Annotated in this window: 23 protein-coding genes; 10 read left to right on the top strand and 13 right to left on the bottom strand. The window is 62.1% G+C overall.

Annotation, left to right across the window (positions count from 1 at the left end):
- Positions 1-267: 267 nt before the first annotated feature.
- The 10 genes from ACZRN6_RS35550 to ACZRN6_RS35505 form a co-directional block, all read right to left on the bottom strand.
- A complete protein-coding gene (locus tag ACZRN6_RS35550) occupies positions 268-735 on the bottom strand; it encodes a transposase zinc-binding domain-containing protein (RefSeq protein ID WP_464009924.1) in 468 nt (155 codons plus the stop codon).
- Positions 635-1,555 carry a transcriptional regulator FeaR gene (feaR, locus tag ACZRN6_RS35545; protein WP_464009923.1) on the bottom strand — a complete coding sequence of 307 codons (921 nt, stop codon included), beginning with the start codon at positions 1,553-1,555 and terminating at the stop codon, positions 635-637. Before feaR (ACZRN6_RS35545) ends, ACZRN6_RS35550 begins: the two co-directional genes overlap by 101 nt.
- A 59-nt stretch (positions 1,556-1,614) precedes the next feature.
- Positions 1,615-2,565, bottom strand: a complete 951-nt coding sequence (locus ACZRN6_RS35540; protein ID WP_464009922.1) for a PDR/VanB family oxidoreductase — start codon at positions 2,563-2,565, stop codon at positions 1,615-1,617.
- Between the two features lie 142 nt (positions 2,566-2,707).
- Complete coding sequence (locus ACZRN6_RS35535; RefSeq protein ID WP_322144644.1) at positions 2,708-3,448, bottom strand: SDR family NAD(P)-dependent oxidoreductase; 741 nt, start codon at positions 3,446-3,448, stop codon at positions 2,708-2,710.
- Between the two features lie 74 nt (positions 3,449-3,522).
- A complete protein-coding gene (locus ACZRN6_RS35530) occupies positions 3,523-4,014 on the bottom strand; it encodes an aromatic-ring-hydroxylating dioxygenase subunit beta (protein ID WP_322144643.1) in 492 nt (163 codons plus the stop codon).
- Positions 4,011-5,294, bottom strand: a complete 1,284-nt coding sequence (locus tag ACZRN6_RS35525) for an aromatic ring-hydroxylating oxygenase subunit alpha (protein ID WP_322144642.1) — start codon at positions 5,292-5,294, stop codon at positions 4,011-4,013. Before ACZRN6_RS35525 ends, ACZRN6_RS35530 begins: the two co-directional genes overlap by 4 nt.
- 24 nt (positions 5,295-5,318) lie before the next feature.
- A complete protein-coding gene (locus tag ACZRN6_RS35520; protein WP_464009921.1) occupies positions 5,319-6,446 on the bottom strand; it encodes an amidase in 1,128 nt (375 codons plus the stop codon).
- Entirely contained in the window at positions 6,443-6,913 is a 471-nt protein-coding gene (locus ACZRN6_RS35515) for a nuclear transport factor 2 family protein (protein WP_464009920.1), read from the bottom strand. Before ACZRN6_RS35515 ends, ACZRN6_RS35520 begins: the two co-directional genes overlap by 4 nt.
- Positions 6,914-6,916: 3 nt before the next feature.
- On the bottom strand, positions 6,917-7,288 hold the full coding sequence (locus ACZRN6_RS35510; protein WP_464009919.1) for a hypothetical protein: 372 nt from the start codon (positions 7,286-7,288) through the stop codon (positions 6,917-6,919).
- A gap of 16 nt (positions 7,289-7,304) precedes the next feature.
- Entirely contained in the window at positions 7,305-8,453 is a 1,149-nt protein-coding gene (locus ACZRN6_RS35505) for an acyl-CoA dehydrogenase family protein (protein ID WP_322144638.1), read from the bottom strand.
- A gap of 211 nt (positions 8,454-8,664) precedes the next feature.
- Between ACZRN6_RS35505 and ACZRN6_RS35500 the strand changes: the two genes are divergently transcribed.
- From ACZRN6_RS35500 to ACZRN6_RS35475, 6 genes are all read left to right on the top strand, one after another.
- Positions 8,665-9,789 (top strand): sensor histidine kinase, encoded by a 1,125-nt coding sequence (locus tag ACZRN6_RS35500; RefSeq protein ID WP_464009918.1) that lies wholly within the window; start codon positions 8,665-8,667, stop codon positions 9,787-9,789.
- Between the two features lie 920 nt (positions 9,790-10,709).
- Positions 10,710-11,858, top strand: coding sequence for an amine dehydrogenase large subunit (locus ACZRN6_RS35495; RefSeq protein WP_464009917.1), 1,149 nt, complete (start codon positions 10,710-10,712; stop codon positions 11,856-11,858).
- A 12-nt stretch (positions 11,859-11,870) separates the two neighbouring features.
- Positions 11,871-12,410 (top strand): MauE/DoxX family redox-associated membrane protein, encoded by a 540-nt coding sequence (locus ACZRN6_RS35490; protein ID WP_464009916.1) that lies wholly within the window; start codon positions 11,871-11,873, stop codon positions 12,408-12,410.
- 3 nt (positions 12,411-12,413) lie between these two features.
- On the top strand, positions 12,414-13,034 hold the full coding sequence (gene mauD / locus ACZRN6_RS35485) for a methylamine dehydrogenase accessory protein MauD (protein ID WP_464009915.1): 621 nt from the start codon (positions 12,414-12,416) through the stop codon (positions 13,032-13,034).
- A gap of 18 nt (positions 13,035-13,052) precedes the next feature.
- Positions 13,053-13,574: a methylamine dehydrogenase light chain gene (locus ACZRN6_RS35480; protein ID WP_003208877.1), complete on the top strand. Its 522-nt coding sequence runs from the start codon at positions 13,053-13,055 to the stop codon at positions 13,572-13,574.
- 27 nt (positions 13,575-13,601) lie between these two features.
- On the top strand, positions 13,602-14,123 hold the full coding sequence (locus tag ACZRN6_RS35475; RefSeq protein ID WP_464009914.1) for a cytochrome C: 522 nt from the start codon (positions 13,602-13,604) through the stop codon (positions 14,121-14,123).
- Positions 14,124-14,217: 94 nt separating this feature from the next.
- Here the strand turns inward: ACZRN6_RS35475 and feaR (ACZRN6_RS35470) are convergent, their stop codons facing one another.
- From feaR (ACZRN6_RS35470) to paaY, 3 genes are all read right to left on the bottom strand, one after another.
- Positions 14,218-15,132 (bottom strand): transcriptional regulator FeaR, encoded by a 915-nt coding sequence (feaR, locus tag ACZRN6_RS35470; RefSeq protein ID WP_322144632.1) that lies wholly within the window; start codon positions 15,130-15,132, stop codon positions 14,218-14,220.
- Positions 15,133-15,208: 76 nt separating this feature from the next.
- Complete coding sequence (gene paaX, locus ACZRN6_RS35465; protein ID WP_010173615.1) at positions 15,209-16,132, bottom strand: phenylacetic acid degradation operon negative regulatory protein PaaX; 924 nt, start codon at positions 16,130-16,132, stop codon at positions 15,209-15,211.
- Between the two features lie 61 nt (positions 16,133-16,193).
- Positions 16,194-16,784 carry a phenylacetic acid degradation protein PaaY gene (gene paaY, locus ACZRN6_RS35460; protein ID WP_322144631.1) on the bottom strand — a complete coding sequence of 197 codons (591 nt, stop codon included), beginning with the start codon at positions 16,782-16,784 and terminating at the stop codon, positions 16,194-16,196.
- A gap of 362 nt (positions 16,785-17,146) precedes the next feature.
- Between paaY and paaG the strand changes: the two genes are divergently transcribed.
- From paaG to paaK, 4 genes are all read left to right on the top strand, one after another.
- On the top strand, positions 17,147-17,938 hold the full coding sequence (gene paaG / locus ACZRN6_RS35455) for a 2-(1,2-epoxy-1,2-dihydrophenyl)acetyl-CoA isomerase PaaG (RefSeq protein WP_464009913.1): 792 nt from the start codon (positions 17,147-17,149) through the stop codon (positions 17,936-17,938).
- A 13-nt stretch (positions 17,939-17,951) separates the two neighbouring features.
- On the top strand, positions 17,952-18,401 hold the full coding sequence (gene paaI / locus ACZRN6_RS35450) for a hydroxyphenylacetyl-CoA thioesterase PaaI (protein ID WP_322144628.1): 450 nt from the start codon (positions 17,952-17,954) through the stop codon (positions 18,399-18,401).
- Entirely contained in the window at positions 18,394-19,605 is a 1,212-nt protein-coding gene (gene pcaF, locus ACZRN6_RS35445) for a 3-oxoadipyl-CoA thiolase (protein ID WP_322144627.1), read from the top strand. Before paaI ends, pcaF begins: the two co-directional genes overlap by 8 nt.
- A 101-nt stretch (positions 19,606-19,706) precedes the next feature.
- Positions 19,707-21,032, top strand: a complete 1,326-nt coding sequence (paaK, locus tag ACZRN6_RS35440) for a phenylacetate--CoA ligase PaaK (protein WP_322144626.1) — start codon at positions 19,707-19,709, stop codon at positions 21,030-21,032.
- Positions 21,033-21,206 lie beyond the last annotated feature (174 nt).

Raw genomic sequence — 21,206 nt, 5'->3', positions numbered from 1 at the left:
AGTGGTCTGCATCGCAGGCAAGCCAGCTCCCACAGTTGACCTCATTCCAATGTGGGAGCTGTCGAGCTTTAGCGAGGCTGCGATGGGATCGCTGCGGTGAGCCTGGGGCATAGAGTGGTCTGCATCGCAGGCAAGCCAGCTCCCACAGTTGAACTCATTCCAATGTGGGAGCTGTCGAGCTTTAGCGAGGCTGCGATGGGATCGCTGCGGTGAGCCTGGGGTATAGAGTGGTCTGCATCGCAGGCAAGCCAGCTCCCACAGTTGACCTCATTCCAATGTGGGAGCTGTCGAGCCTTGGCGAGGCTGCGAAGGGATCGCTGCGGTGTACCTGGGGTATAGAGTGGTCTGCATCGCAGGCAAGCCAGCTCCCACAGTTGACCTCATTCCAATGTGGGAGCTGTCGAGCTTTAGCGAGGCTGCGATGGGATCGCTGCGGTGTACCTGGGGTATAGAGTGGTCTGCATCGCAGGCAAGCCAGCTCCCACAGTTGACCTCATTCCAATGTGGGAGCTGTCGAGCCTTGGCGAGGCTGCGATGGGATCGCGGCGGTGAGCCTGGGGTATAGAGTCGCCTGCATCGCGGGCAAGCCCGGCTCCCACAGGAAAATGCATTCCAGGTTCGGGAGCGACACGCATCAATGATGGCTGTAGCGCTTGCGGTACTCACCCGGCGACACGCCAAAGCGTGACTTGAACGCCGATGAGAAGTAGCTGGAATCGGAGAAGCCCCAGGCATAACACAGCGCCGACAGCTTCTGCTCCGCCGGCGAATGGCGCAGGGTTTCGGCGCAGAAATCCAGGCGCCGGTGCTTGATGTACTGCGCCACCACCAGCCCGCGCTTGGAGAACATCCGGTACAACCCGCGCACCGACACCCCGACTTCCCGCGCGATCAACTCGGGGCAGAGTTCTTCGGCACCGATATGCGCGTCAATGTAGGCGATGGTTTTGCGAAACTGCCGCTCCTGGGTGTCCACGCCGTTGTCCCGGGCGCTGATACCCGGCAGCAGCAGGCTTACCAATGCATCCAGCACCGCTTCGCTTTCCTGCATGCCCAAGCCGTTTTGCTGGCGGGTGTCGAGCACCATCTGGCTGGCCATCAGCGCAAGGGGCGTGCGGGCCGCGATCCGCGTCGCGCAGTTGACGGCGTTGAAGTGCGAACCGCGCTCAACCACCTGGCGCGGCAGGATCAGCGACAGTTGCCGGGAGTTATCGTGGTAGGTCATGTCACTGGGGCGGCAGGCATCGATCAGGGCGATGTCGCCGCAGCCCAGTTGCGCGCGGTTATCGCCCTGCTCCAGCTGCGCACTGCCCTGCAGCTGGAACACCGCATAGTAGTGCCCCTCGTTGCCGGTACTGACTTCCTTGCTGCTGCGATACAGGTGCACCTGGGCCATGTCCACCACGCTGAGTTTGATCGCGCCACTGCGAAACTCGCTCAACTCACCAAAAAAACCAGTGCCCAGGGCACGGGCATCGAAACGTCCACAGGCCTGGTTGACCTGATGTAACCAACGTTCGAACGATTCGTTACGTTGCACGGTTGAACTCATCATGACCGCAAGGCCTCACGTTTTTATTTTTTTGGTCCGAGCAATCTTACGGGTAGCGCCAATCAAATATCCAATACCAGACGAGCGGAAACCGCCCGGGAAACACACGCGCAAATCTGCCGGTTGGCGGCCTTCTCCTTGGTCGACAGGCAGTTGTCACGGTGCTCGGGCACGCCCTCCAGCACCTCGACAATGCAGGTGCCGCAGATGCCTTCGCGGCATTCGGTGTCGATGTCACAACCGTGGGCCTGCAGCACGTCCACCAGGCTGGTATTCGCCGGCACCTGCAGCACCACGCCGGAGCTGGCCAGTTCCACTTCGAAACCACCACTGGGCCCGGCGTTCGCCGCCGGGTCGGCCTGGAAGTGTTCCAGGTGGATCGCCTCCTCGGCACGGCTGCGCGCCGCCACTTCCACTACCTTGTGCATGAACGGCGCGGGCCCACAGGTATAGACATGGGCGTCAGCGCCAGCGAGCTCCAGGCACGCGCTCAAGGCCGCATCCAGCGCGCCCGGTTCGACGCCATAGTGAAACTGCACATGCTCGCCGAACGTATCGGCCAACAGCTGGGTAAACGCCGCGTATTGCGCCGAACGCGCAAAATAGTGCAAGCGCCACGGCTGCCCGCTGCCGGCCAGTCGATAGGCCATGCTCAACAACGGCGTCACCCCGATACCGGCGGCAAACAGCGCATGTGCCGAGGCCTGCGGGTCGAGGCGGAACAGGTTGCGTGGCGCGCCCATCTCCAGTTCCATGCCCTCTTGCACCTGCTCATGCAAGGCCAGGGAGCCTCCACGCGATTGCGCTTCCTTCTTCACCGCCACCAGGTACGCGCGGCCATCATGGGGCGGGCTGCACAGGGAATATTGGCGAGTAACGCCGGTGGGCCCGGTGAGGTCCACATGCGCCCCCGGTTCATAACTGTCGAGGGGCTGGCCGTCACTGCGCACGAGGCGAAAGGAACGGATATCCAGCGCTTCATCGACAATGCGTTCGATCTTCACCTTCATCATTGCAGCACCTGAATACTGTTATTTCGGTTGAACGCTAAACCTGTGGCGAGGGAGCTTGCTCCCGTTGGACTGCGCAGCAGGCCCACTCTTTTGGGAGCGCTGCGCACTCCAGCGGGAGCAAGCTCCCTCGCCACAACGATAACTAGCGCATGAACAGGCCGCCATTGATGTCCCAGCACGCGCCCGTCACCGAGGCGGCGTGGTCGGCAATTAGCAGCAGCACGGTATCGGCGATGGTGTGTGGGTCGCCAAGGGTGCCCGTCGGGATAATCTTGAGGATCTGCTCCAGGCGCTCCGGCGCTACGGTTTCGCGCACCACCGGCAAGTCCAGCGGGCCTGGCGAGATACTGTTGACCGTTACACCCTGTGGCGCCAACTCACGAGCGAAGACCTTGGTCAGCGTGGCCACGCCGCCCTTGGCTGCCGCGTAATGCGCGCCGGTCGCGGTGCCGCCGTTCTGGCCGGCCAGTGAGGCGATGTTGACAATGCGCCCGAAGCCACGCTCGGCAAAGTGCGCACCAAACACCTGGCAGGCCACGAATGTGCCCCGCAGGTTGATCGCCATTGATTCGTCGAATTCCTCTGGCGTGATGTCCATCAGCGCGGCAACTTTCGACACGCCAGCGTTGTTCACCAGGATATCGGTGCCGCCCCAGCGCTGCGACAGCAGATCCCGGGCGCGGATGAAGTCGGCTTTGTTGCGCACGTCCAGCTCGATGGCCACGGCGGTTTCACCGCTGCTGTCCAGCTCATCTGCGAGGTGTTGCACGCCATCCAGGCGCACATCCGCCAGGCCCACGCGGTAGCCTGCGGCGTGCAGGCGTCGGGCGATGCATTCGCCGAGGCCGCGGGAGGCGCCGGTTACGAGCGCGATTCGGTTCATCAGGATGTCCTCATCTCAACGGTGGGAGCTGGCTTGCCTGCTCCCACATTGGTTTTGTGTCGGTCAGATCGTGCTCACAACAGAAACCCGAGCGCACTCAGGCTGTCGGTGGAATTGATCAGCCGCACCACCTTGCGCTCCAGGGTCGCCGCCCCGGCGCTGAAGCGAATGCGGTAGTTCAGGTCGGCCACGAACGGCGTGTGTACCCCGCGCTTGTAGGCATACAGCAGCTGCGCACAATTGACCTCCACCACGTCCCCCGCCGCTTCCACCAGGGTGAAGCGCGACACGCTGCGTATAGTTTTCGCCGCATCCACCGCCGACGGTGAATACCCTGCGGTCAACCGCTCGATACGCAAGTCACGCATGCGCGCATCGTCATAGGCGTAGTTGAGGTTGGCCTCGAAATCGTCTGTGTCCGGCTCGATCGGCACGATGTAGCGCCCGCTCTCGCTCCACAACGCAGCCCACTGCACGTAGTCCTTGTGGTCCAGCAGTTCGGCTTCACGCCAGATGAATTCGATGGCCTGGGCCAGCGGTGCGGTAAAACCCGTCAGGTTGTTCATTGGTTCATCATCCTTTTCCACATGTCATAGGCCCCGCGCATGCCGCCTTCATCAGTGGCGTGGGAAACCTTGTCGCCGTTCTCGGCCAGCACTTCGCGATTCAGCCCACGGTTGACCAGAATCGGTGCGTCCACGCCGGCATATGAGCCGCGTTGCACCCGGTCCCAGGCTTCGGCGTCGTCGGGGCTGCCAAAGCCGAACGGGCCCTGGAAGTGCTCGTGAATGCGCAGGCGCTCACGGTTGGCGATCTGCGGGCCGCCGTCCATGCCCAGGGCAATATGGCGGATTTCGGTCTCGGTGACCGATACCGGGCGCAGCACCCGGAAGAACGACATCGACATCGCCACGTTGGGGAACAGGTTGAGGTTGAACCCGGCGCCATGCAGCGAGCGCACGATGCGTCGCACCTGGGCCGGTTCCATGGTTTTCGACAGTTCCTCGGTGACGTGGGCAAAGCGCTCCTGCAACGGCTCGGTGCCGTCGTCGTGGTCCAGGTCGACATGCTCGGGCACCATCACCATGACGCTGTGGCCATTGCCCAGGGAGTGGGTGACAGCCTGCTCGTCGGTCATGAACGAGAGCATTTCCGAGGTTTCGGCATCCACCGACGACATGAACGACTTGTGCACGATCGGGAAGTGGTAGCCATCGGTGGTGTTTTCCAGCTGGATCTTCCAGTTGCCCTTGAAGCTGAACTTGTGTTCACCCTGGGTCTTGATCGGGTAGCCGGCGCCCTGCTTCATGAACAGGTCCATCCAATGTTTTGCGCCGCCCAGGAAGTCGGCCAACGGCTCGATGTCGTCGTTGTAGCTGGCGAACACCATCCCGGCGTAGCTGTCGACCCGCAGGCTGGTCAGGGGCAATTCGGATTTTTCCAGGATGCCTTCGTAGCCGTCCGGGTAAGGCAGCGCGCGCAGCTTGCCGTCCAGGCCATAGGACCAGCTGTGGTACGGGCAGGTGAAGCCGGTGGCGTTGCCTTTGTGCTTCTCGCAAACCGTGGCGCCACGGTGGCGGCAGCGGTTTTCCAGCACGTTGATCGCGCCTTTCTTGTCGCGCACCACAATCACCGGGCGCCGGCCAATGGTCGCGGTCTTGAAATCGCCGCTGTTGCGCACCTCGCTTTCATGGGCGACCCAGACCCAGGTGCGGTAGAAGATTTTCTCGAGTTCGGCTTCAAACAGCGCCGGGTCGTTGTACAGCGACACGTCGACGCGGTCGTGTTTGACCAATTCATCGAGGCTTTTGGATTTGGCGATCAGCCGGTATTCATGGGTACTCATGGAGCCCTCCTCAAGGCGTTGTTCTTATTGGTGAGCCGTGAGGCTCTGTTGCAGCTGTGCACCGAGGGCACACACCCATTCGTCCTGGCCCTTGCGGCCGACAATTTGCAGGCCGACCTTCAGCCCGCTGTCGGCCAGAGTCACCGGCACCGTCAGCGCCGGGTGGCCGCTGAGGTTGAACGGCCGCACCAGCGGCGTCATGCGGGCCACCGCCTGGCTGCCGTTGCGGGCTTCGGCCAGGGTCGGCGGAAGGTCTGGCAGGGTCGGTAGCAGCAACACCGAGCATTCTTCGAGCGCGGCATCCACCTGGTGACTGAAACGGCGGCGTACTGCTTCGGCCTGGGCCAGGTCGACAGCGCTGGTGCGGCTGGCGGCCAGCAGGCGCTGTTCGACGTCGGCGCCAATCAAGCCTTTGCCTGTGAGGTGACCGAAGGCCGCCCAGTTCTCGACGTTGATCACCGTCAGGCCGGCGCCAAATGCCGCGTCGAAGTCGTCCAGGTGCAGGCGGCGTTGATGCCAGCCAGCAGCGTCGACGGCGGCCATCAGGCTTGCCTTCAACCATGGCTCACAGGCGACATCCAGAAAACCCACGTGCACGCTGCCGGATGGCGCCGCTTGTGGCTGGAAGCCCGGGCAAATCACCTGCATCGCCGCAATCAAGTCCTGCATATTCGCGGCAAACGGCCCCACGCAATCGAGGCTCGATACCGCCGGTTGCGCGCCAGTGCGGCTGACTCGCCCGTAGGTCGGCTTCAGCCCGGCAATCCCGCAACATGCCGCCGGCACCCGCACCGAACCGCCGGTGTCGGTGCCAATGGCGATGTCCGCAAGGCCAGCCGCCACAGCTGCGGCTGAACCACTGGAAGAACCACCCGGCACCCGGTCAGGCGCCTGGGGGTTGATCGGGGTACCGCTCCAGTCGTTGATGCCGGTGACGCCAAACGCCAACTCATGCAGGTTGGTCTTGCCGACGATCTGCCAGCCGGCGTCGAGGACCAACTGCACCACGTCTGCATGCCTGGTCGCCGGTGGTGCATCGGCAAAGGCGCGGCTGCCGGAGCGGGTCGGGTGCCCGGCGATGTCGATGGAATCCTTGATGGCCACGCGCTTACCGCTGCCACCCAGCATAAATTCGCTGACGAAGGTACTCATGAACTCACCCCCAGGGCGGTATTGAACAGGCGCTGTGTACGGAAATGCGCGATGAGCCAGGTGCCGTCGACGCGGCGAAAATCGATGTTCAGCCGCGTGCCGAACAACTCGCTGCGCTGGTCGGCGTAGGTACAAATCTGCTGCATGATCCACTGCCCCTTGGCGGTGTTGCCGTGCACCTGGATCGACTCGCTGGTGAGGTAATGCAGGTTCAACGCGAAGTGCTCGCAGGGCGGCAGGTAGCTGCCGACAAACGCCGCCACCGCCTCGCGCCCCTGATGCTGGCCGAAGGTGTGTGCGGTGCTCGCGCCAATGCCCTCCCAGACCGCATCCACGCTGAACAGCTCGGCCAGCTCGCTGATCCGGGTCACCGCCCGGGGTACATCGCACAGGTCCATATAGCGCGCCATCAAGCGCCGGACCTGGCTCTCCCCTTCAAGGCTTTCAAGACGCTGCAACAGGTCCATGGCTCACACCTTGGCCGCGTCGGGAATGGTCAGCGGGCGGCCAATACGCGCTTCAATCTTCGCGTAGCGCCACAGGCTGTACTCACCCACCGGCGTGGTGCGAAACAGGTTGCAAGCGTCGATCACCGACTGGTGGCAATCCACGTCGGCCATGATGTAGACGGTCCAGGGTGAGGTGGTCGATGGGCCGACCATCAAGCGGTCGTCATCCATTGCGCCGAGCACGTTGATGCCCGGCATCGCGCCGAGGTCGCCCATCATCTGGCTGAAGCCTTTCCACACGCTCAGGCCTTCGCCGGTGGGCAGGTCGAAAAAGTTCTGGGTGATGCCGATGCAAAACACGACGCGTAGCGGTTCTTGAGTGGCTTGGGACATGGGTTGATCCTTGAAGTCAGATGTAGCCAGGGAATGGCGGAACGCCGAGGAACACCGAGCCGGCGCCGTCGTACAGGCCTTCGCTGAGGAAAGCGTGCTGAGTTACCACCATGGCGTCGCGCAGGTAGCGTTGCAGCGGGTGGCGCAGGTAAATCGCGGTGGTGCCTGCCAGGCTGTAGGCGCTCTGCACCACGGCGGCGCCGGCCTGGGACGCGTGAATGGCAGTCAGGCGCAGCAGGCTGGTTTGCTCGGGTGTGACGGGGTTGCCGGCAAGGATCGAGTTCCACACTTGTTCGGTGGCGCCGTAGAAGAAACCGCGTGCGGCGCTCAGTTGGGCTTCGGCCTTGGCGATTTCGATGCGCACGTAGGCGCGGTCCGCCAGTTTCGGTGCGCCGGTGATGCCGCTGCCACTGGCCATGGCGCTGATTTCATCGAGGGCGGCCCGCGCCAGGCCGAGGTTGACCACCGCCAGCACCTGGGCGGCGTAGGCGATCGAGGGGTAATGGAACAGCGGCTCGTCGATGGTGGCGGCGCCGCCACGGATGAACGTCCAGCGCTCGTCGATGTATTGGTCGGTGACACGCAGGTCGTGGCTGCCGGTGCCCTTGAGGCCGACCACGTCCCAGTTTTCGATAATTTCAACCTGGCCCGGCTTGAACACCGCAGTACGTGGCTTGCCGCCCGCCGCGCCGATGCCCACGCCCAGCAGGTCCGCGCCTTTGCAGCCGCTGGCGAACTTCCAGGTGCCGTTGACCTGCCAGCCGCCGTCGACGGTCTCCGCCGGCTGCAACGGGAACAACCCACCGGCAAACACCAGGTCGGGGCTGTCGGCGTAGAGTTCGGCGAGGGTTTCCTTGGGCAAGGCCGCCAGATACACCCCGGCGCTGCCAAAACTCGCGACCCAGCCTGCAGAGCCGTCAGCTTCGGAAATACGCTCGATCATCTGCAAGAACTTCGCAGGGGCCAGGGCGTCGCCGCCGAAACAGCGCGGTGTGGCCGCCCGGTAAATGCCCACCTGCTTGAAGCGTTCGATCATGTCCCGTGGAACATGGGAGCCGGCGTCGAACTCGTCGCGGCGCTGGCGCACCTCATCGAGCACCTGCTGGAACAGCGCGGGCTGCACGTCGGGTAAAGCGTCTGGTTGCACGAGGGCCGAACGCAGCATGGGCTTTCTCCGTTGTAGTTGTTATGGACGCCGTGGCGGGCGTTGATGGGTCCAGTGTAAAAAGCCCATCCACCATCAACCATTGGGGCGTGCAGCCCACCGGCTAAAGAAATCCCCTAGTTCGCCCCCGATTACTTCTGAGCGTGCCAGCGCAGGCAAACCGGTATAACTTGCCACCGTAGTCGTCCCCTCCACCGTCAAGGGCTACGCGATGTATCTACCCAATAACACTGATTTCCACACCCTGATCGAAGCCATGCCGATCTGCACCATCCTTCATGATGCGCAGAGCAAGGACATCCTCTGGGCCAACACTGCCGCGCTGTCGGCGTTGGGTTTTACCCTGGAAGAACTGATCCCGCTGAAAGCCCCGGACATGACCCGCGACGCGCCGAAGTACAAGCGCTCCATCGGGTTGCGCTGGCTCGAACGCGCGGCCCGCAGCGGCCAGCGGACCATCGAGTGGTGTTATCGCTCCAAGGCCGGGGTGGAGATTCTTTCGGAAGCGGTCGCGACGCTGGTGCACCTGGACGGGCGCGATGTGCTGATGGTGCAGTTCCGCGATATTTCCCGGGAAGACAAGGTCAAGCGCGACCTGATCCGTGCGGAGGAAGCCCGGCGTGTCAGCGAACAACAGCTCGAATACCTGGCCCGCTACAACGCCATGGGGGAAATGGCTGTGGCGATAGCCCACGAACTGAGCCAGCCGCTGGCGGCCACTCGCAACTTTATCGAGGGTGTGTTGATTCGTTTGGGCGACAGCCACAGTGCCGACCAGGGCGTGAACTGGGGGCTGCAAAGTGCTGTGCGGCAGGTCGAGCATGCATCCACGATCATCAAGAGCGTGCGCGATTACGTGGTTAAGCTGGAGCGGAGCGCGGAGTTGGTCGACCTCAATGAGCTGCTGCAGGAAACTCGGTACTTCATCAGTTTGCGGGCTGAACCCAGCCAGGTGCAGTTGGAGATATCACCCTGCGCCGAACCGCTGATGGTGCAGTGCGAGAAGGTGCTGATTGGGCAGGTGATTCTGAATCTGGCCTTTAATGCGATCGAAGAGATGAGCGAGTTGCCTGTGGAGCGTCGGGTACTGCGCCTGCGCGCCAGTCGTGATGCAGGCGTGGCGCGGTTGAGTGTCGAGGATTGTGGGCGTGGTATTCAGGCGCTGGCGCAGGAGAAAATCTTTGATGGGTTCTTTTCGTCCAAGGTGGGCGGTAATGGGATTGGGTTGGCGTTGTGCAAGAACATAATCGGTCGGCATGACGGTGATATCTGGGCGCAGAATCTTGAGCCGTGTGGGGCGGTGTTTAGTTTTTCGCTGCCGTTGGTGGGGGTTTGAGATGGGGGGTATATCCGTTATTGGGTAATGGCGGCTATTGGTTCCGCTCTTACAGCGGGTCACTTTTGAAAAGCGCAAAAGTAACCAAAACGCTCTGCCCCGCCTGTCGGCGCCTCGCCTAGGCTCGGTGTGCCCTCACTCCGGAATTGCTCCGCGGGCCGCCGCGACGGCCCGTCCCTGGCCCGTCGCGGCTAAACCGGCGTCCTGCCGGTTTACCCGCTCCTCAATCCCTGCGTTCGGCCTCGGGCTGAATGGGGCAGTCAGATCAAGATCACAAGCAAGAGCACGGCGGCCTGAAAGCCGACCTGAGTGTTAAAAGCCAGAGCGAAAGCTGTAGGAGCTGGCTTGCCGGCGATGCAGGCAACTCGGTCTTTCAGATACACAGAGGTGATGCCATCGCAGGCAAGCCAGCTCCTACATTGGAACCGTGCCTGCTTTAGCTTTTGATCTGGCTTTTAACACTCAAGCCGGCCTGTAGGCCGCTGTGTTCTTGATCTGCTTGTGATCTTGATCTTAGGCGCCCCGTCAACCACGCTGGCCGAACGCAGGTATTACGGAGCGGGTAAACCGGCAGGACGCCGGTTTAGCCGCGACGGGCCAGGGACGGGCCGTCGCGGCGGCCCGCGGAGTAATGCCGGAGTGAGGGCACACCGAGCCTAAGCGAGGTGCCGAGTGGTGGGGCAAGAGCCTTTTGGTTACTTTTGGGCTCCTTTCAAAAGTGACCCGCCGTAAGGGCGGAACCCATACCAGCCATAACAAAAACAACGGATATACCCCCCAACCACCCCATTGGCACAGACACACAACCACTTGGCAGCCACAACAATTCTTGCAATCCCCCCACAAGGCAGAATCCAGTTGCAAGAATCTGCCAAAGCACCCGCGATTAGCAAAACACAATAATTCAGGGAGTGCCCCTAATGCGAAGTAACAGGATCAACGTACAGTCAGCGCTGGGTCTGGGCCTGCTTGTACTCGGCTTGAACAGCGCCCAGGCGGACCTGCCGCCAGACACCATCGGCCAGACCACCCTGGCCTTCCCGCCAGAAGCCCACCGCGCCTTCGTGGTAGACGTAGAATTCGAAAGTTTCGTGGTCGGCCGCGTCACCGTAGTAGACCCCGACAAAAAGCGCATCCTCGGCATGGTGCCCACCGGCTTCGCCGCACCCTCGGCCCTGACCCACGACCAAAAAACCCTGTACAGCGCCGATATCTACTATTCCCGCGGTACCCGGGGCGACCGCACCGACGTGCTCACCGCCTGGGACAGCTCCAGCCTGTCGCCTTCGTGGGAAGTCCTGATCCCGAACAAACGCGCCGAATCCCTGACCCAGCGCTACGGCCTGAAAACCAGCAGCGACGATCGCTTTGTCTACGTCTACAACTTCACCCCGTCAACCTCGGTCACCGTGGTCGACACCCAGTCCCGCGCCGTCACCAGCGAAATCGCGATCCCGGGCTGCGTACTCAACTACCCGGTCGGCACCCGCCGCTTCGCCTCGCTGTGCGGCGACGGCAGCCTGCAAGTGGTCACGCTTAACGAGCAGGGCCAGGAAACCTCTCGCAACCGCACGCACTTCTTCGACCCCAACGCCGAGAAGCTCAACGAACGCGCCGTGAATGTGGGTGATACCTACTACTTCACCACCACTACCGGCACCATCCGTCCCGTCGACTTCTCCGGCGACGCGCCAACAATCCTGCCGTCGTGGTCACTGACCACCGACGCAGAAAAGAAAACCGGCTGGGCCCCGGGCGGCTGGCAACTGATGGCCGTGGCGCCAAAACTCAACCGTCTGTACGTGCTGATGCACGACAACCACGAACCGATGAAGTGGGAAGACCCAAGCACCATCATCTGGGCCTACGACCTCAAGACCCTGAAAAAGATAGCCACCCTGCAAGCCCCGACCCCGGTCTGGAGCATACAGGCCACCGGCGACGACAAGCCCCTGTTGTTGGGCGCTGACGTCGAAGGCGGTTTGCAGATCTTTGACCTGAAGACCAACAAACTCACCGGTAGCATGGCCAAGGTTGCGAAGACTGCGACCCAGATCATGACCTACTAAAGAGGTTCGGCCATGCATATCGACCCGATCTTCATCATTGCCAGCGCCCTCGCCATTGCGGTGTTGCTGGCCAGTGCCGCGACCCACAAGTTGCGCGCACCGACACGCTTCGACCGGCAACTGGCGGACTACCAGTTGCTGCCCCAGGCCCTGACTCGCCCCGCCGCCCGGGTGATTCCGGCGCTGGAGCTGATGATTGCCTTTGCACTGCTGGTTCCGGCCACCCGCTCATGGGCGGCCCTCAGCGCCGCCGGCCTGATTGCGCTATACGCCGCAGCAATTGGCATCAACCTGTGGCGCGGCCGCCGGGACATCGACTGCGGTTGCGCCGGCCCCGATCAGGCGCAGCCATTGCGGCCGATCCTGCTGTTGCGCAACGGCGCACTGGTAGCCGTGGCCTTGCTGGCCAGCGTGCTGCCGATTGCCCGTGACCTGGGATTTTTCGACGGCTTCGTCACCGTCGCCGCCAGCGCCGTCGCGCTGCTGATTTACGCCGCAGCCGATGGCCTGCTGGCGAACTCCCCTCTTCTGCTCAAACTGATTGGTAGGTGATCAATGGAAGGCCTTATTGTTTCCAACGTTCTGCTGTGGGTACTGCTGCTGGCACTCGCGTTTGCCGTGATGGGCCTGGTGCGCCAGATTGGTGTGCTGCACGGGCGTATCGCCCCGGCCGGCGCGCTGATGGTCGACAAGGGTGTAGCGGTGAACGAAGCAGCACCGCAAGTTACTGCCTCCGACCGTAAGGGCCGCCCGGTAAACTTCGGCTATGCCGGCGAGAAGAACCAGTTGCTGTTCTTCCTCTCGCCTACTTGCCCGATCTGCAAATCCTTGTTGCCGGCGATCAAATCCATCGCCAGGGAACAAGCCGACCGTCTGGACGTGGTGTTTATCAGCGACGGTGACATGGCCGCCCAGCAAGCGCTGATCACCGAGCACAAACTGGACGACGTCACCTACGTGGTGGGCCCGGAAGTCGGCATGACCTACCAGATCGGCAAACTGCCCTACGCCGCGCTGATCGACAAGAGCGGCACCTTGCGCGCCAAGGGCCTGGTCAATTCCCGCGAGCACCTGGACAGCCTGTTCGAAGTCGAGCACCTGAAAAGCGCCACGCTGCAGGAATACCTCAACAGCCAGCCGCAGCCCCACGACCACAGCCACGGCCATAGCCACTGATAAGGCAGGGAGACTCTCATGAAATTGCTGGATCTGTTATTCGAGCGCTCGACCCGTCGCCTGGCCGACACCACCTCACGGCGCAAACTGTTGGCCCGCATGGGTTCGCTGATGGTCGCGGGTGCGGCCTTGCCCCTGCTGCTGCCACTGGACCGCACCAGCAAGGCACTGGCCGCCGATAACCCGAAAGCCGGTGACCCGGGCGACCCGAACAGCTGCGACTACTGGCGCTACTGCTCCATCGACGGTTTCCTGTGCAGTTGCTGCGGCGGTTCGGTGACGTCCTGCCCACCGGGCACCGAGGCGTCCCAGGTGACCTGGATCGGTACCTGCCGCAACCCGGCGGATGGCAAGGACTACATCATTTCCTATAACGACTGCTGCGGTAAGCAAAGCTGCGCCCAGTGCGCGTGTACGCGTAACGACAGCGAAGAGCCGGCGTATCGGCCATTCAACAACAACGATGTGAACTGGTGCCTGGCGGCCAAATCGCACATTTACCACTGCACCGTTTCGATTATCCGTGGCGTAGCGGTTTAACCCACCCCTGTGGCGAGGGAGCTTGTCATGCGTACTTTGTTTTTGCTGGGTTTGATGTGTGCACTGGCCGCCCCGCTCGCCCAGGCTCGGGCGATTCCCAATCCGAACCAGAAGCACGCACCGGGTAACGAGTCGCCGCAAACGCCTATCGCCCAGGCGGGGTACAGCGTGGGGACCAACTACCAACTGCAATGCGCCGGATGCCATTTGGGCAGCGGCATGGGGTCGGCGGCGAACGACACGCCGAGAATGACCGGGTTTGTTGGCAACTTTCTGAAGGTGCCGGGCGGGCGGGAATTTTTGGTGCGGGTGCCGGGGATGTCGCAGTCGGCGCTGAACGACGGGCAACTGGCGGACCTGTTGAACTGGCTGATGCGCCCGGATGGGATGGCGGGCAAGAGCACGCCGGTGGACTACAAGCCCTATAGCGCTGAGGAAGTCACTGAGTTGCGGCACAAAGCGATGCTTAATCTGCCTGGGACTCGGGCAGGTTTGATCAAGCAGATGCGCGCCCAAGGCATTGCGATCGAAGACGGAATGCCCAACTGAAACCTGTGGGAGCTGGCTTGCCTGCGATAGCGGTGGGTCAGCCAGGAATGGGTAGCTGACACTCCGCTATCGCAGGCAAGCCAGCTCCTACATTTCAGGCGTGTTGTTTGCGGTACTCACCTGGCGCAATGCCAAACCGCGACTTGAACGCTGTCGAGAAGTAGCTCGAATCCGAAAACCCCCACGAATACCCCAACACCGAAAGCTTCTCCTCTACCCTGCACTGGCGCAGCGACTCGGCACATAAATCCAGCCGCCGATTCTTGATATACCGCGCCACCACCAGACCCTTGCGGGCAAAGATCCGGTACAGCCCGCGCACCGACATTCCCACCTCTCGCGCCAGCCATTCAGGGCACAGTTGCTCAGAGCGAATGTGCTGGTCAATACACTCCAGCGTCTTGCGAAACACCCGCTCATGAGCATCGCCGACTTCGCCCGCCTGGCTGATCGCCGGGCGCAGCAAATTGATAATCGCCTCCAGCGTCGCCTCGCTTTCCTGCAAGGTCAGGTTGTCTTGGCGGGTAGCCTCCAGAATCAACTGGCGAGACAACATGGCCATCGGCGACGTCGCCTCGATGCGGTGCCCGCATTTGACCCGGTTGAAGCGCAAAGTCTGCTCCACCAGGTACGACGGCAGGATCAGCGACAACTGCCGCGAGTTCTCGCTGTAGGTGAAGTCGCTGGGGTGCGCCGCATCGATCAGGGTAATGTCGCCGGCACGCAACAGTGCCTTGCTGTCACCCTGGGCCATGCCAGCCGTGCCATCGAGCTGGAACACAGCAAAATACTTGCCGCCCTCGCCCGCCGCGATTTGCGCAGGCGTACGAAACAGCCGCGCCTGGCAGGCGTCGACAAAGCTGAGTTTCAGCGCGCCGCTCTGGTATTCGCGGATCTGCCCGGAAAAACCATCCCCCAGGATTTGCCCATCGAAGGCGCCACAGATTTGATTGATCTGATGGATCCATTGATCGAACCCATCAGCGCGCTGTGCAATTGAAGACATCATGATCAGGCCTCACGCAGGCTTATTTTTATTCTCTACGCCATGTCACTCCACCCGTTCTCCTGAACAGCGTCGCTCCTTATTTCAAGCCTCCGAACCGCCGGTAAAAACTCTCGCCAACGTCTGGCAACGGGCCGTCGGCAGTTTCCAGCGCGCTGTTCAGCCATTCCTCGGCCTTGGCGTAGATCAACCGGTAAATATTGCGGCACAACTGGCGGGCGGCGCGGCCTTCCCAATCGCCGGGCAGCAGTTCGTCGGGCAATTGCGGGTCGCGCAGCAGCAGTTTGCGGTACTCATGAATAAGCAGGACGCGTGCCAGGAAACAGTCCGCAGGCGCAAGCTGTTCCTGCTCGCGAAGCGCTTGCCAGAGCGGTCGGAACAGTTGGATGAACTCGCTGTAATGGGCCGCCAGTTCCTCGATGTTCCAGCTCTCGCGCACCTGCACCCGCAGGGCCTTGGAGGCGAGTACATCCTGAGCGGTGGTCTCGAAGACGATGGTGTCTTCCTGGGCGCCAAGGTCGAGCAAGGTGGCGTTGACGTCAGCGCGGTCGCTGCGTGGGCAGGCCAGCACGGTCGGCGCAATCGCACCAAAACCTTGCCATTCCAGCTCTTCACGCACCTGTTTGCGCTTGTCCTGGGTCAACTGCGTGAGCATCACCAGGCACCACGAACCATCCCACGCCGGCACGCTGGAGCTGTAGACGCGTTTGAAGGCCTTGTCGAAACGCCGACGCCCCGCACCGGTCAGGCTGTAGTAGCTGCGGCGCCCGACCTTTTCGGCGGTCAACCAGCCTTCCTTGGTCAGGCGGAAGATCGAAGTGCGGATCAGCCGTTCATTGATGCCGATGGGTTCGAGCAACTGGATCAGGCTGCCCAGCCACACCGTGCCGCCGTGGGGTTCGATGGCGTCCCCGTACAACGTGATGATCAGCGAGCTGGCGCGAATCGGCGTCTGCTCCTGGAAGCGGGTAATCAGTTGGTTCAGGGGTGTCAGTGACGACATGGGCGTACCGAGGCAAAAAGAGAAAATATACCGTTTTTAGCGGCGTCGGGATGCAGGCGATTCATGTGCCCTTGGGCCGCAGGCCGCTGTCGCTGATGCGTGGCCGGTCGGCCTCCGGTTCGCTCAGGGGGGCGCACTCGTGCATCTGCTCCAGGCAACGCTGGGCCAGGCGCTGGTATTCGCGGGTGCCGGTTTGCTTCCAGTGCACCTCTTCGTCACTGAGGCTGCGCTTGACGCTGGCCGGCGTGCCCATCACCAACGACTGCTCGGGGCATTCAAAACCGGCTTTGACAAAGGCCGTTGCCGAGACGAACGAGCGCGCACCGATACGGGCGTTGTCCATCACCACCGCATTCATGCCCACCAGTGCATCAGTGCCGATCCGGCAACCGTGCAGCACCGCACCGTGGCCAATATGGCCGTTGCGCTCGACCACCGTGTCGCTGTCGGGAAAGCCGTGCATCACGCAGGTGTCCTGCAGGTTGGCGCCCTCTTCGAGGACGATGCGCCCGAAGTCGCCGCGCAAGCTCGCCAGCGGCCCCACGTAACAATGGGGGCCGATGATCACGTCGCCGATCAGTACTGCCGAGGGATGGACGTAGGCTGTGGGGTCGACCACCGGGGTCAGGCCGTCGAGGCTGTAGCAGGTCATGGAGGATTCCTTGTATGGCGTGCTCGCAAAGCGATGCCGATATTGGTTTATTTTGTATCACATCATTTTTACAAGCACAAAGCTGAAAAAGCGTATCGCTTGGATCGTGCGGTGGGCCAAGCAGCTACCCGGCCGAAAATTACCGCGATTAGGCCAATAAAATATGGGATTTATCAGGGGTTAACCCACAAAAAAAGCATTTGATGTATTTTCGAATATTCGCAATCAAGACACACCAAATCAATTTTATCATTGCATTTATGTATCACGTTAACGCTATACTCCGGCAAAACCGGCTGACCATGCCGATCCAATAATGAGCCGGCTGACCGCCGAGCGTGCACCGTGAGGGCCTCACGACCATGAACTTCGAACACATCCTGTTTTCCATCGAGGCCGGCGTCGCCCTGATCAGCCTCAATCGCCCTGACCAGCTCAACAGCTTCAACGCACAGATGCACGGCGAGGTGCAACAAGCGCTGAAGCGGGTCCAGGAAAGTCCCGACGTGCGCGTGCTGCTGCTGACCGGCGAAGGTCGCGGCTTTTGCGCCGGACAAGACCTCGCAGACCGCAACGTGGCCCCCGGCAGCGCGGTGCCGGACTTGGGCGAATCCATCGAGAAGTTCTACAACCCGCTGATCCGCCAATTGCGCGACCTGCCTCTGCCGGTAATTTGCGCGGTCAACGGTGTAGCAGCCGGCGCTGGTGCCAACATCCCGCTGGCCTGCGACCTGGTACTGGCCGCGCGCTCGGCGAACTTCATCCAGGCCTTCTGCAAGCTCGGCCTGGTCCCCGACTCCGGCGGCACCTGGACCCTGCCGCGCCTGGTGGGCATGGCCCGCGCCAAGGCCCTGGCCCTGTTGGGCAACCGCCTGAGCGCCGAACAGGCCGAGCAATGGGGCTTGATCTACCGCTGCGTGGACGACGCCGAACTGCGCAACGAAGCCCTCACCCTGGCCCGCCACCTGGCCACCCAACCGACCTACGGCCTGGCGCTGATCAAGCGCAGCCTGAACGCCAGCCTGAGCAACACCTTTGACCAACAGCTGGAGCTGGAACGCGACCTGCAACGCCTGGCCGGACGCAGTGAGGATTACCGCGAAGGCGTCGCCGCCTTTATGGAAAAACGCAGCCCGAGCTTCAAGGGCCGCTAAGGGAGCGCACGGGATGACCAACCACGAAGCCATGAACCTGGCCAACCAATGCGCCCAGGCCATGTTCAACCGTGACGCCGCGAGCCAGGGCATGGGCATGCGCCTGCTCTCAGTGGCGCCGGGCTGCGCGCGACTGGGCATGAGCGTGCGCGCCGACATGATCCAGGGCCACGGCACCTGCCACGGCGGCTACCTGTTTGCACTGGCCGACTCGGCATTCGCCCTGGCCTGCAACAGCTACAACGACGCCACCGTGGCACTGGGTTGCAGCATCGACTACATCGCCCCGGCGCATCTGGGCGACACCTTGAGTGCCGATTGTCGCGAACAAAGCCGTTCGGGCCGCACCGGCAACTACGACGTACGCATCGAAAACCAACTGGGCCAGCTGATTGCGCTGTTCCATGGCAAATCCTACAAAGTGCGCGGCACGGTGCTGGCGCAGGAGAATCCGAATGAATGACGCCTTGATCATCGACGCGGTACGCACCCCGATCGGCCGCTACGCCGGCGCCTTGAGCAGCGTGCGCGCCGACGACCTCGGTGCGGTGCCGTTGCGCGAGCTGCTGCGCCGCCACCCGCAAGTGGACTGGAGCAGTGTCGACGATGTGATCTACGGCTGCGCCAACCAGGCCGGCGAAGACAACCGCAACGTGGCGCGCATGTCGGCGTTGCTGGCCGGGCTGCCGGTCAGCGTGCCGGGCACCACGCTCAACCGTTTGTGCGGCTCGGGGCTGGATGCCATCGGCAGTGCAGCCCGGGCGATTCGCTGCGGCGAGGCCGGGTTGATGCTGGTGGGCGGCGTGGAATCGATGTCCCGTGCACCGCTGGTGATGGGCAAGGCCGAACAGGCATTTGCCCGTGACGCGCAGCTATACGACACCACCATCGGCTGGCGCTTCGTCAACCCGCTGATGAAAAAGGCCTACGGCATCGATTCGATGCCCGAGACCGCCGAAAACGTCGCCGAGCAATTCAACATCTCCCGCGCCGACCAGGATGCGTTTGCCCTGCGCAGCCAGCAACGTGCAGCCGCCGCCCAGGCCAGCGGGCGACTGGCCAGGGAAATCGTCGCAGTAGAAATCCCCCAGCGCAAAGGCCCGGCCAAGGTGGTCGAGCACGACGAACACCCACGCGGCGACACCACCTTTGAGCAACTGCAGAAACTCGGCACCCCGTTCCGTGAAGGCGGCAGCATCACCGCCGGCAATGCGTCCGGGGTCAACGACGGCGCCTGTGCCCTGCTGCTGGCCAGCGCGGAAGTTGCCAAGCGTCACGGCCTGGTCGCCCGTGGCCGGGTGGTGGCGATGGCCACCGCCGGCGTGGAGCCACGGATCATGGGCATCGGCCCGGTGCCGGCGACCCGCAAGGTGCTGGAACTGGCCAACCTGAGCCTGGCGGACATGGACGTGATCGAACTCAACGAAGCGTTCGCCGCCCAAGGCCTGGCGGTGCTACGCGAGCTGGGCCTGGGCGACAACGACCCGCGGGTGAACCCCAACGGCGGCGCCATTGCCCTTGGCCACCCGCTGGGGATGAGCGGTGCACGGCTGGTCACCACTGCCCTGCATGAACTGGAGGAACGTGGCGGCCGCTACGCCCTGTGCACCATGTGCATCGGCGTGGGCCAGGGCATCGCGCTGATCATCGAGCGGTTGTCCGACTAAAGATTCGCGATTCCCGGGGAGCCTAGCGGTATCCTTGGGGCATGCACTCAAAGCCCGCGGTGTGCGGTGGGCTGATACACAAAAATAATTCGAGTGAACTCATGAACATGCCTATTCCAAACGCCGTGCTTAACCCTGTGCTGGACCCGCTGGAAACCGCCAGCGTCGACCAACTGCGCGCCCACCAACTGGAGCGCCTGCGCTGGAGCCTGCGCCACGCCTACCAGAACGTACCGCTGTACCGTCAGCGCTTCGACGCGCTGGGGGTGCACCCCGATGACATCAAGTCCCTGGACGACCTGGCCAAATTCCCGTTCACCACCAAGAGCGACCTGCGCGACAGCTACCCCTACGGCATGTTTGCCGTACCGATGAACGAGGTGGTGCGCCTGCATGCTTCCAGTGGCACCACAGGCAAACCGACGGTGGTCGGTTACACCCAGAACGACATCGACACCTGGGCCAATGTGGTGGCCCGATCGATTCGCGCTGCTGGCGGGCGGCGTGGCGACAAGGTGCATATTTCCTATGGCTACGGGCTGTTTACCGGCGGCCTCGGCGCCCACTACGGTGCGGAACGACTGGGGTGTACGGTGATTCCGATGTCCGGTGGGCAGACTGAAAAACAGGTGCAACTGATCAAGGATTTCCAGCCGGACATCATCATGGTCACGCCCTCCTACATGCTGAACATTGCCGATGAAATCGAGCGCCAGGGCATTGATCCGCACAAGCTGGCGTTGCGGTTGGGGATCTTTGGTGCCGAGCCGTGGACCGCTGAGTTGCGCAGCGCGATCGAGGCGCGGCTGGGGATCACGGCGCTGGATATTTACGGGCTTTCGGAAATCATGGGCCCGGGTGTGGCCATGGAATGTGCGCAGACCAAGGATGGGCCGACGATCTGGGAGGATCACTTTTACCCGGAAATCATCGACCCGGTGACGGGTGAGGTGCTGCCGGACGGGCAGATGGGCGAGCTGGTGTTTACCTCCTTGAGCAAGGAGGCGTTGCCGATGATTCGTTATCGCACCCGGGATTTGACCCGGTTGCTGCCGGGGACTGCGCGGCCGATGCGGCGTATCGACAAGATCACTGGGCGCAGCGATGACATGCTGATTATTCGTGGGGTTAATGTGTTTCCCACGCAGATTGAGGAGCAGGTGCTTAAAATAAAACAGCTTTCGGAGTGTTATGAGATTCATCTGTATCGTAATGGGAACCTCGATAGCGTGGATGTGCATGTGGAGCTCAAGGCTGAACATCAGCACCTGGATGATGAACAGCAGAGAGCGGTGTCCAGTGAGTTGAGCAAGCACATCAAGACGTATATCGGGATCAGCTCGCGTATCGTTTTGCAGCCGCTGCATTCGATCAAGCGGTCTGAGGGGAAGGCTTGCCATGTGATGGATCGTCGCCCTAAGGCATGACTGCTGCACCTTTTTTGGCCCCGCATTTGTGGGGCTTTTTTTTGAGTGTATATCCGTTATTTGGGTGATGGCCGCTATGGGTTCCGCTCTTACAGCCATGCCTTTCAAGGTCTACGTTTAAAACCCCGTTTAAAGTCATCTTCAAGTCCGTTTATCCGCCTTGGCAGATTTAAG

The sequence above is a fragment of the Pseudomonas sp. A125 genome (genome assembly GCF_055409485.1).
Note: the sequence above shows the minus strand (reverse complement) of the source record. Positions and strands in the feature narration are given on the sequence as shown.

Bases quoted from the DNA above. Each gene is read 5' to 3' on its own strand.
- ACZRN6_RS35550 (WP_464009924.1), bottom strand. From the start codon at position 735: ATGCCTGGGGCTTCTCCGATTCCAGCTACTTCTCATCGGCGTTCAAGT.
- feaR (WP_464009923.1), bottom strand. From the start codon at position 1,555: ATGATGAGTTCAACCGTGCAACGTAACGAATCGTTCGAACGTTGGTTA.
- ACZRN6_RS35540 (WP_464009922.1), bottom strand. From the start codon at position 2,565: ATGATGAAGGTGAAGATCGAACGCATTGTCGATGAAGCGCTGGATATC.
- ACZRN6_RS35535 (WP_322144644.1), bottom strand. From the start codon at position 3,448: ATGAACCGAATCGCGCTCGTAACCGGCGCCTCCCGCGGCCTCGGCGAA.
- ACZRN6_RS35530 (WP_322144643.1), bottom strand. From the start codon at position 4,014: ATGAACAACCTGACGGGTTTTACCGCACCGCTGGCCCAGGCCATCGAA.
- ACZRN6_RS35525 (WP_322144642.1), bottom strand. From the start codon at position 5,294: ATGAGTACCCATGAATACCGGCTGATCGCCAAATCCAAAAGCCTCGAT.
- ACZRN6_RS35520 (WP_464009921.1), bottom strand. From the start codon at position 6,446: ATGAGTACCTTCGTCAGCGAATTTATGCTGGGTGGCAGCGGTAAGCGC.
- ACZRN6_RS35515 (WP_464009920.1), bottom strand. From the start codon at position 6,913: ATGGACCTGTTGCAGCGTCTTGAAAGCCTTGAAGGGGAGAGCCAGGTC.
- ACZRN6_RS35510 (WP_464009919.1), bottom strand. From the start codon at position 7,288: ATGTCCCAAGCCACTCAAGAACCGCTACGCGTCGTGTTTTGCATCGGC.
- ACZRN6_RS35505 (WP_322144638.1), bottom strand. From the start codon at position 8,453: ATGCTGCGTTCGGCCCTCGTGCAACCAGACGCTTTACCCGACGTGCAG.
- ACZRN6_RS35500 (WP_464009918.1), top strand. From the start codon at position 8,665: ATGTATCTACCCAATAACACTGATTTCCACACCCTGATCGAAGCCATG.
- ACZRN6_RS35495 (WP_464009917.1), top strand. From the start codon at position 10,710: ATGCGAAGTAACAGGATCAACGTACAGTCAGCGCTGGGTCTGGGCCTG.
- ACZRN6_RS35490 (WP_464009916.1), top strand. From the start codon at position 11,871: ATGCATATCGACCCGATCTTCATCATTGCCAGCGCCCTCGCCATTGCG.
- mauD (WP_464009915.1), top strand. From the start codon at position 12,414: ATGGAAGGCCTTATTGTTTCCAACGTTCTGCTGTGGGTACTGCTGCTG.
- ACZRN6_RS35480 (WP_003208877.1), top strand. From the start codon at position 13,053: ATGAAATTGCTGGATCTGTTATTCGAGCGCTCGACCCGTCGCCTGGCC.
- ACZRN6_RS35475 (WP_464009914.1), top strand. From the start codon at position 13,602: ATGCGTACTTTGTTTTTGCTGGGTTTGATGTGTGCACTGGCCGCCCCG.
- feaR (WP_322144632.1), bottom strand. From the start codon at position 15,132: ATGATGTCTTCAATTGCACAGCGCGCTGATGGGTTCGATCAATGGATC.
- paaX (WP_010173615.1), bottom strand. From the start codon at position 16,132: ATGTCGTCACTGACACCCCTGAACCAACTGATTACCCGCTTCCAGGAG.
- paaY (WP_322144631.1), bottom strand. From the start codon at position 16,784: ATGACCTGCTACAGCCTCGACGGCCTGACCCCGGTGGTCGACCCCACA.
- paaG (WP_464009913.1), top strand. From the start codon at position 17,147: ATGAACTTCGAACACATCCTGTTTTCCATCGAGGCCGGCGTCGCCCTG.
- paaI (WP_322144628.1), top strand. From the start codon at position 17,952: ATGACCAACCACGAAGCCATGAACCTGGCCAACCAATGCGCCCAGGCC.
- pcaF (WP_322144627.1), top strand. From the start codon at position 18,394: ATGAATGACGCCTTGATCATCGACGCGGTACGCACCCCGATCGGCCGC.
- paaK (WP_322144626.1), top strand. From the start codon at position 19,707: ATGAACATGCCTATTCCAAACGCCGTGCTTAACCCTGTGCTGGACCCG.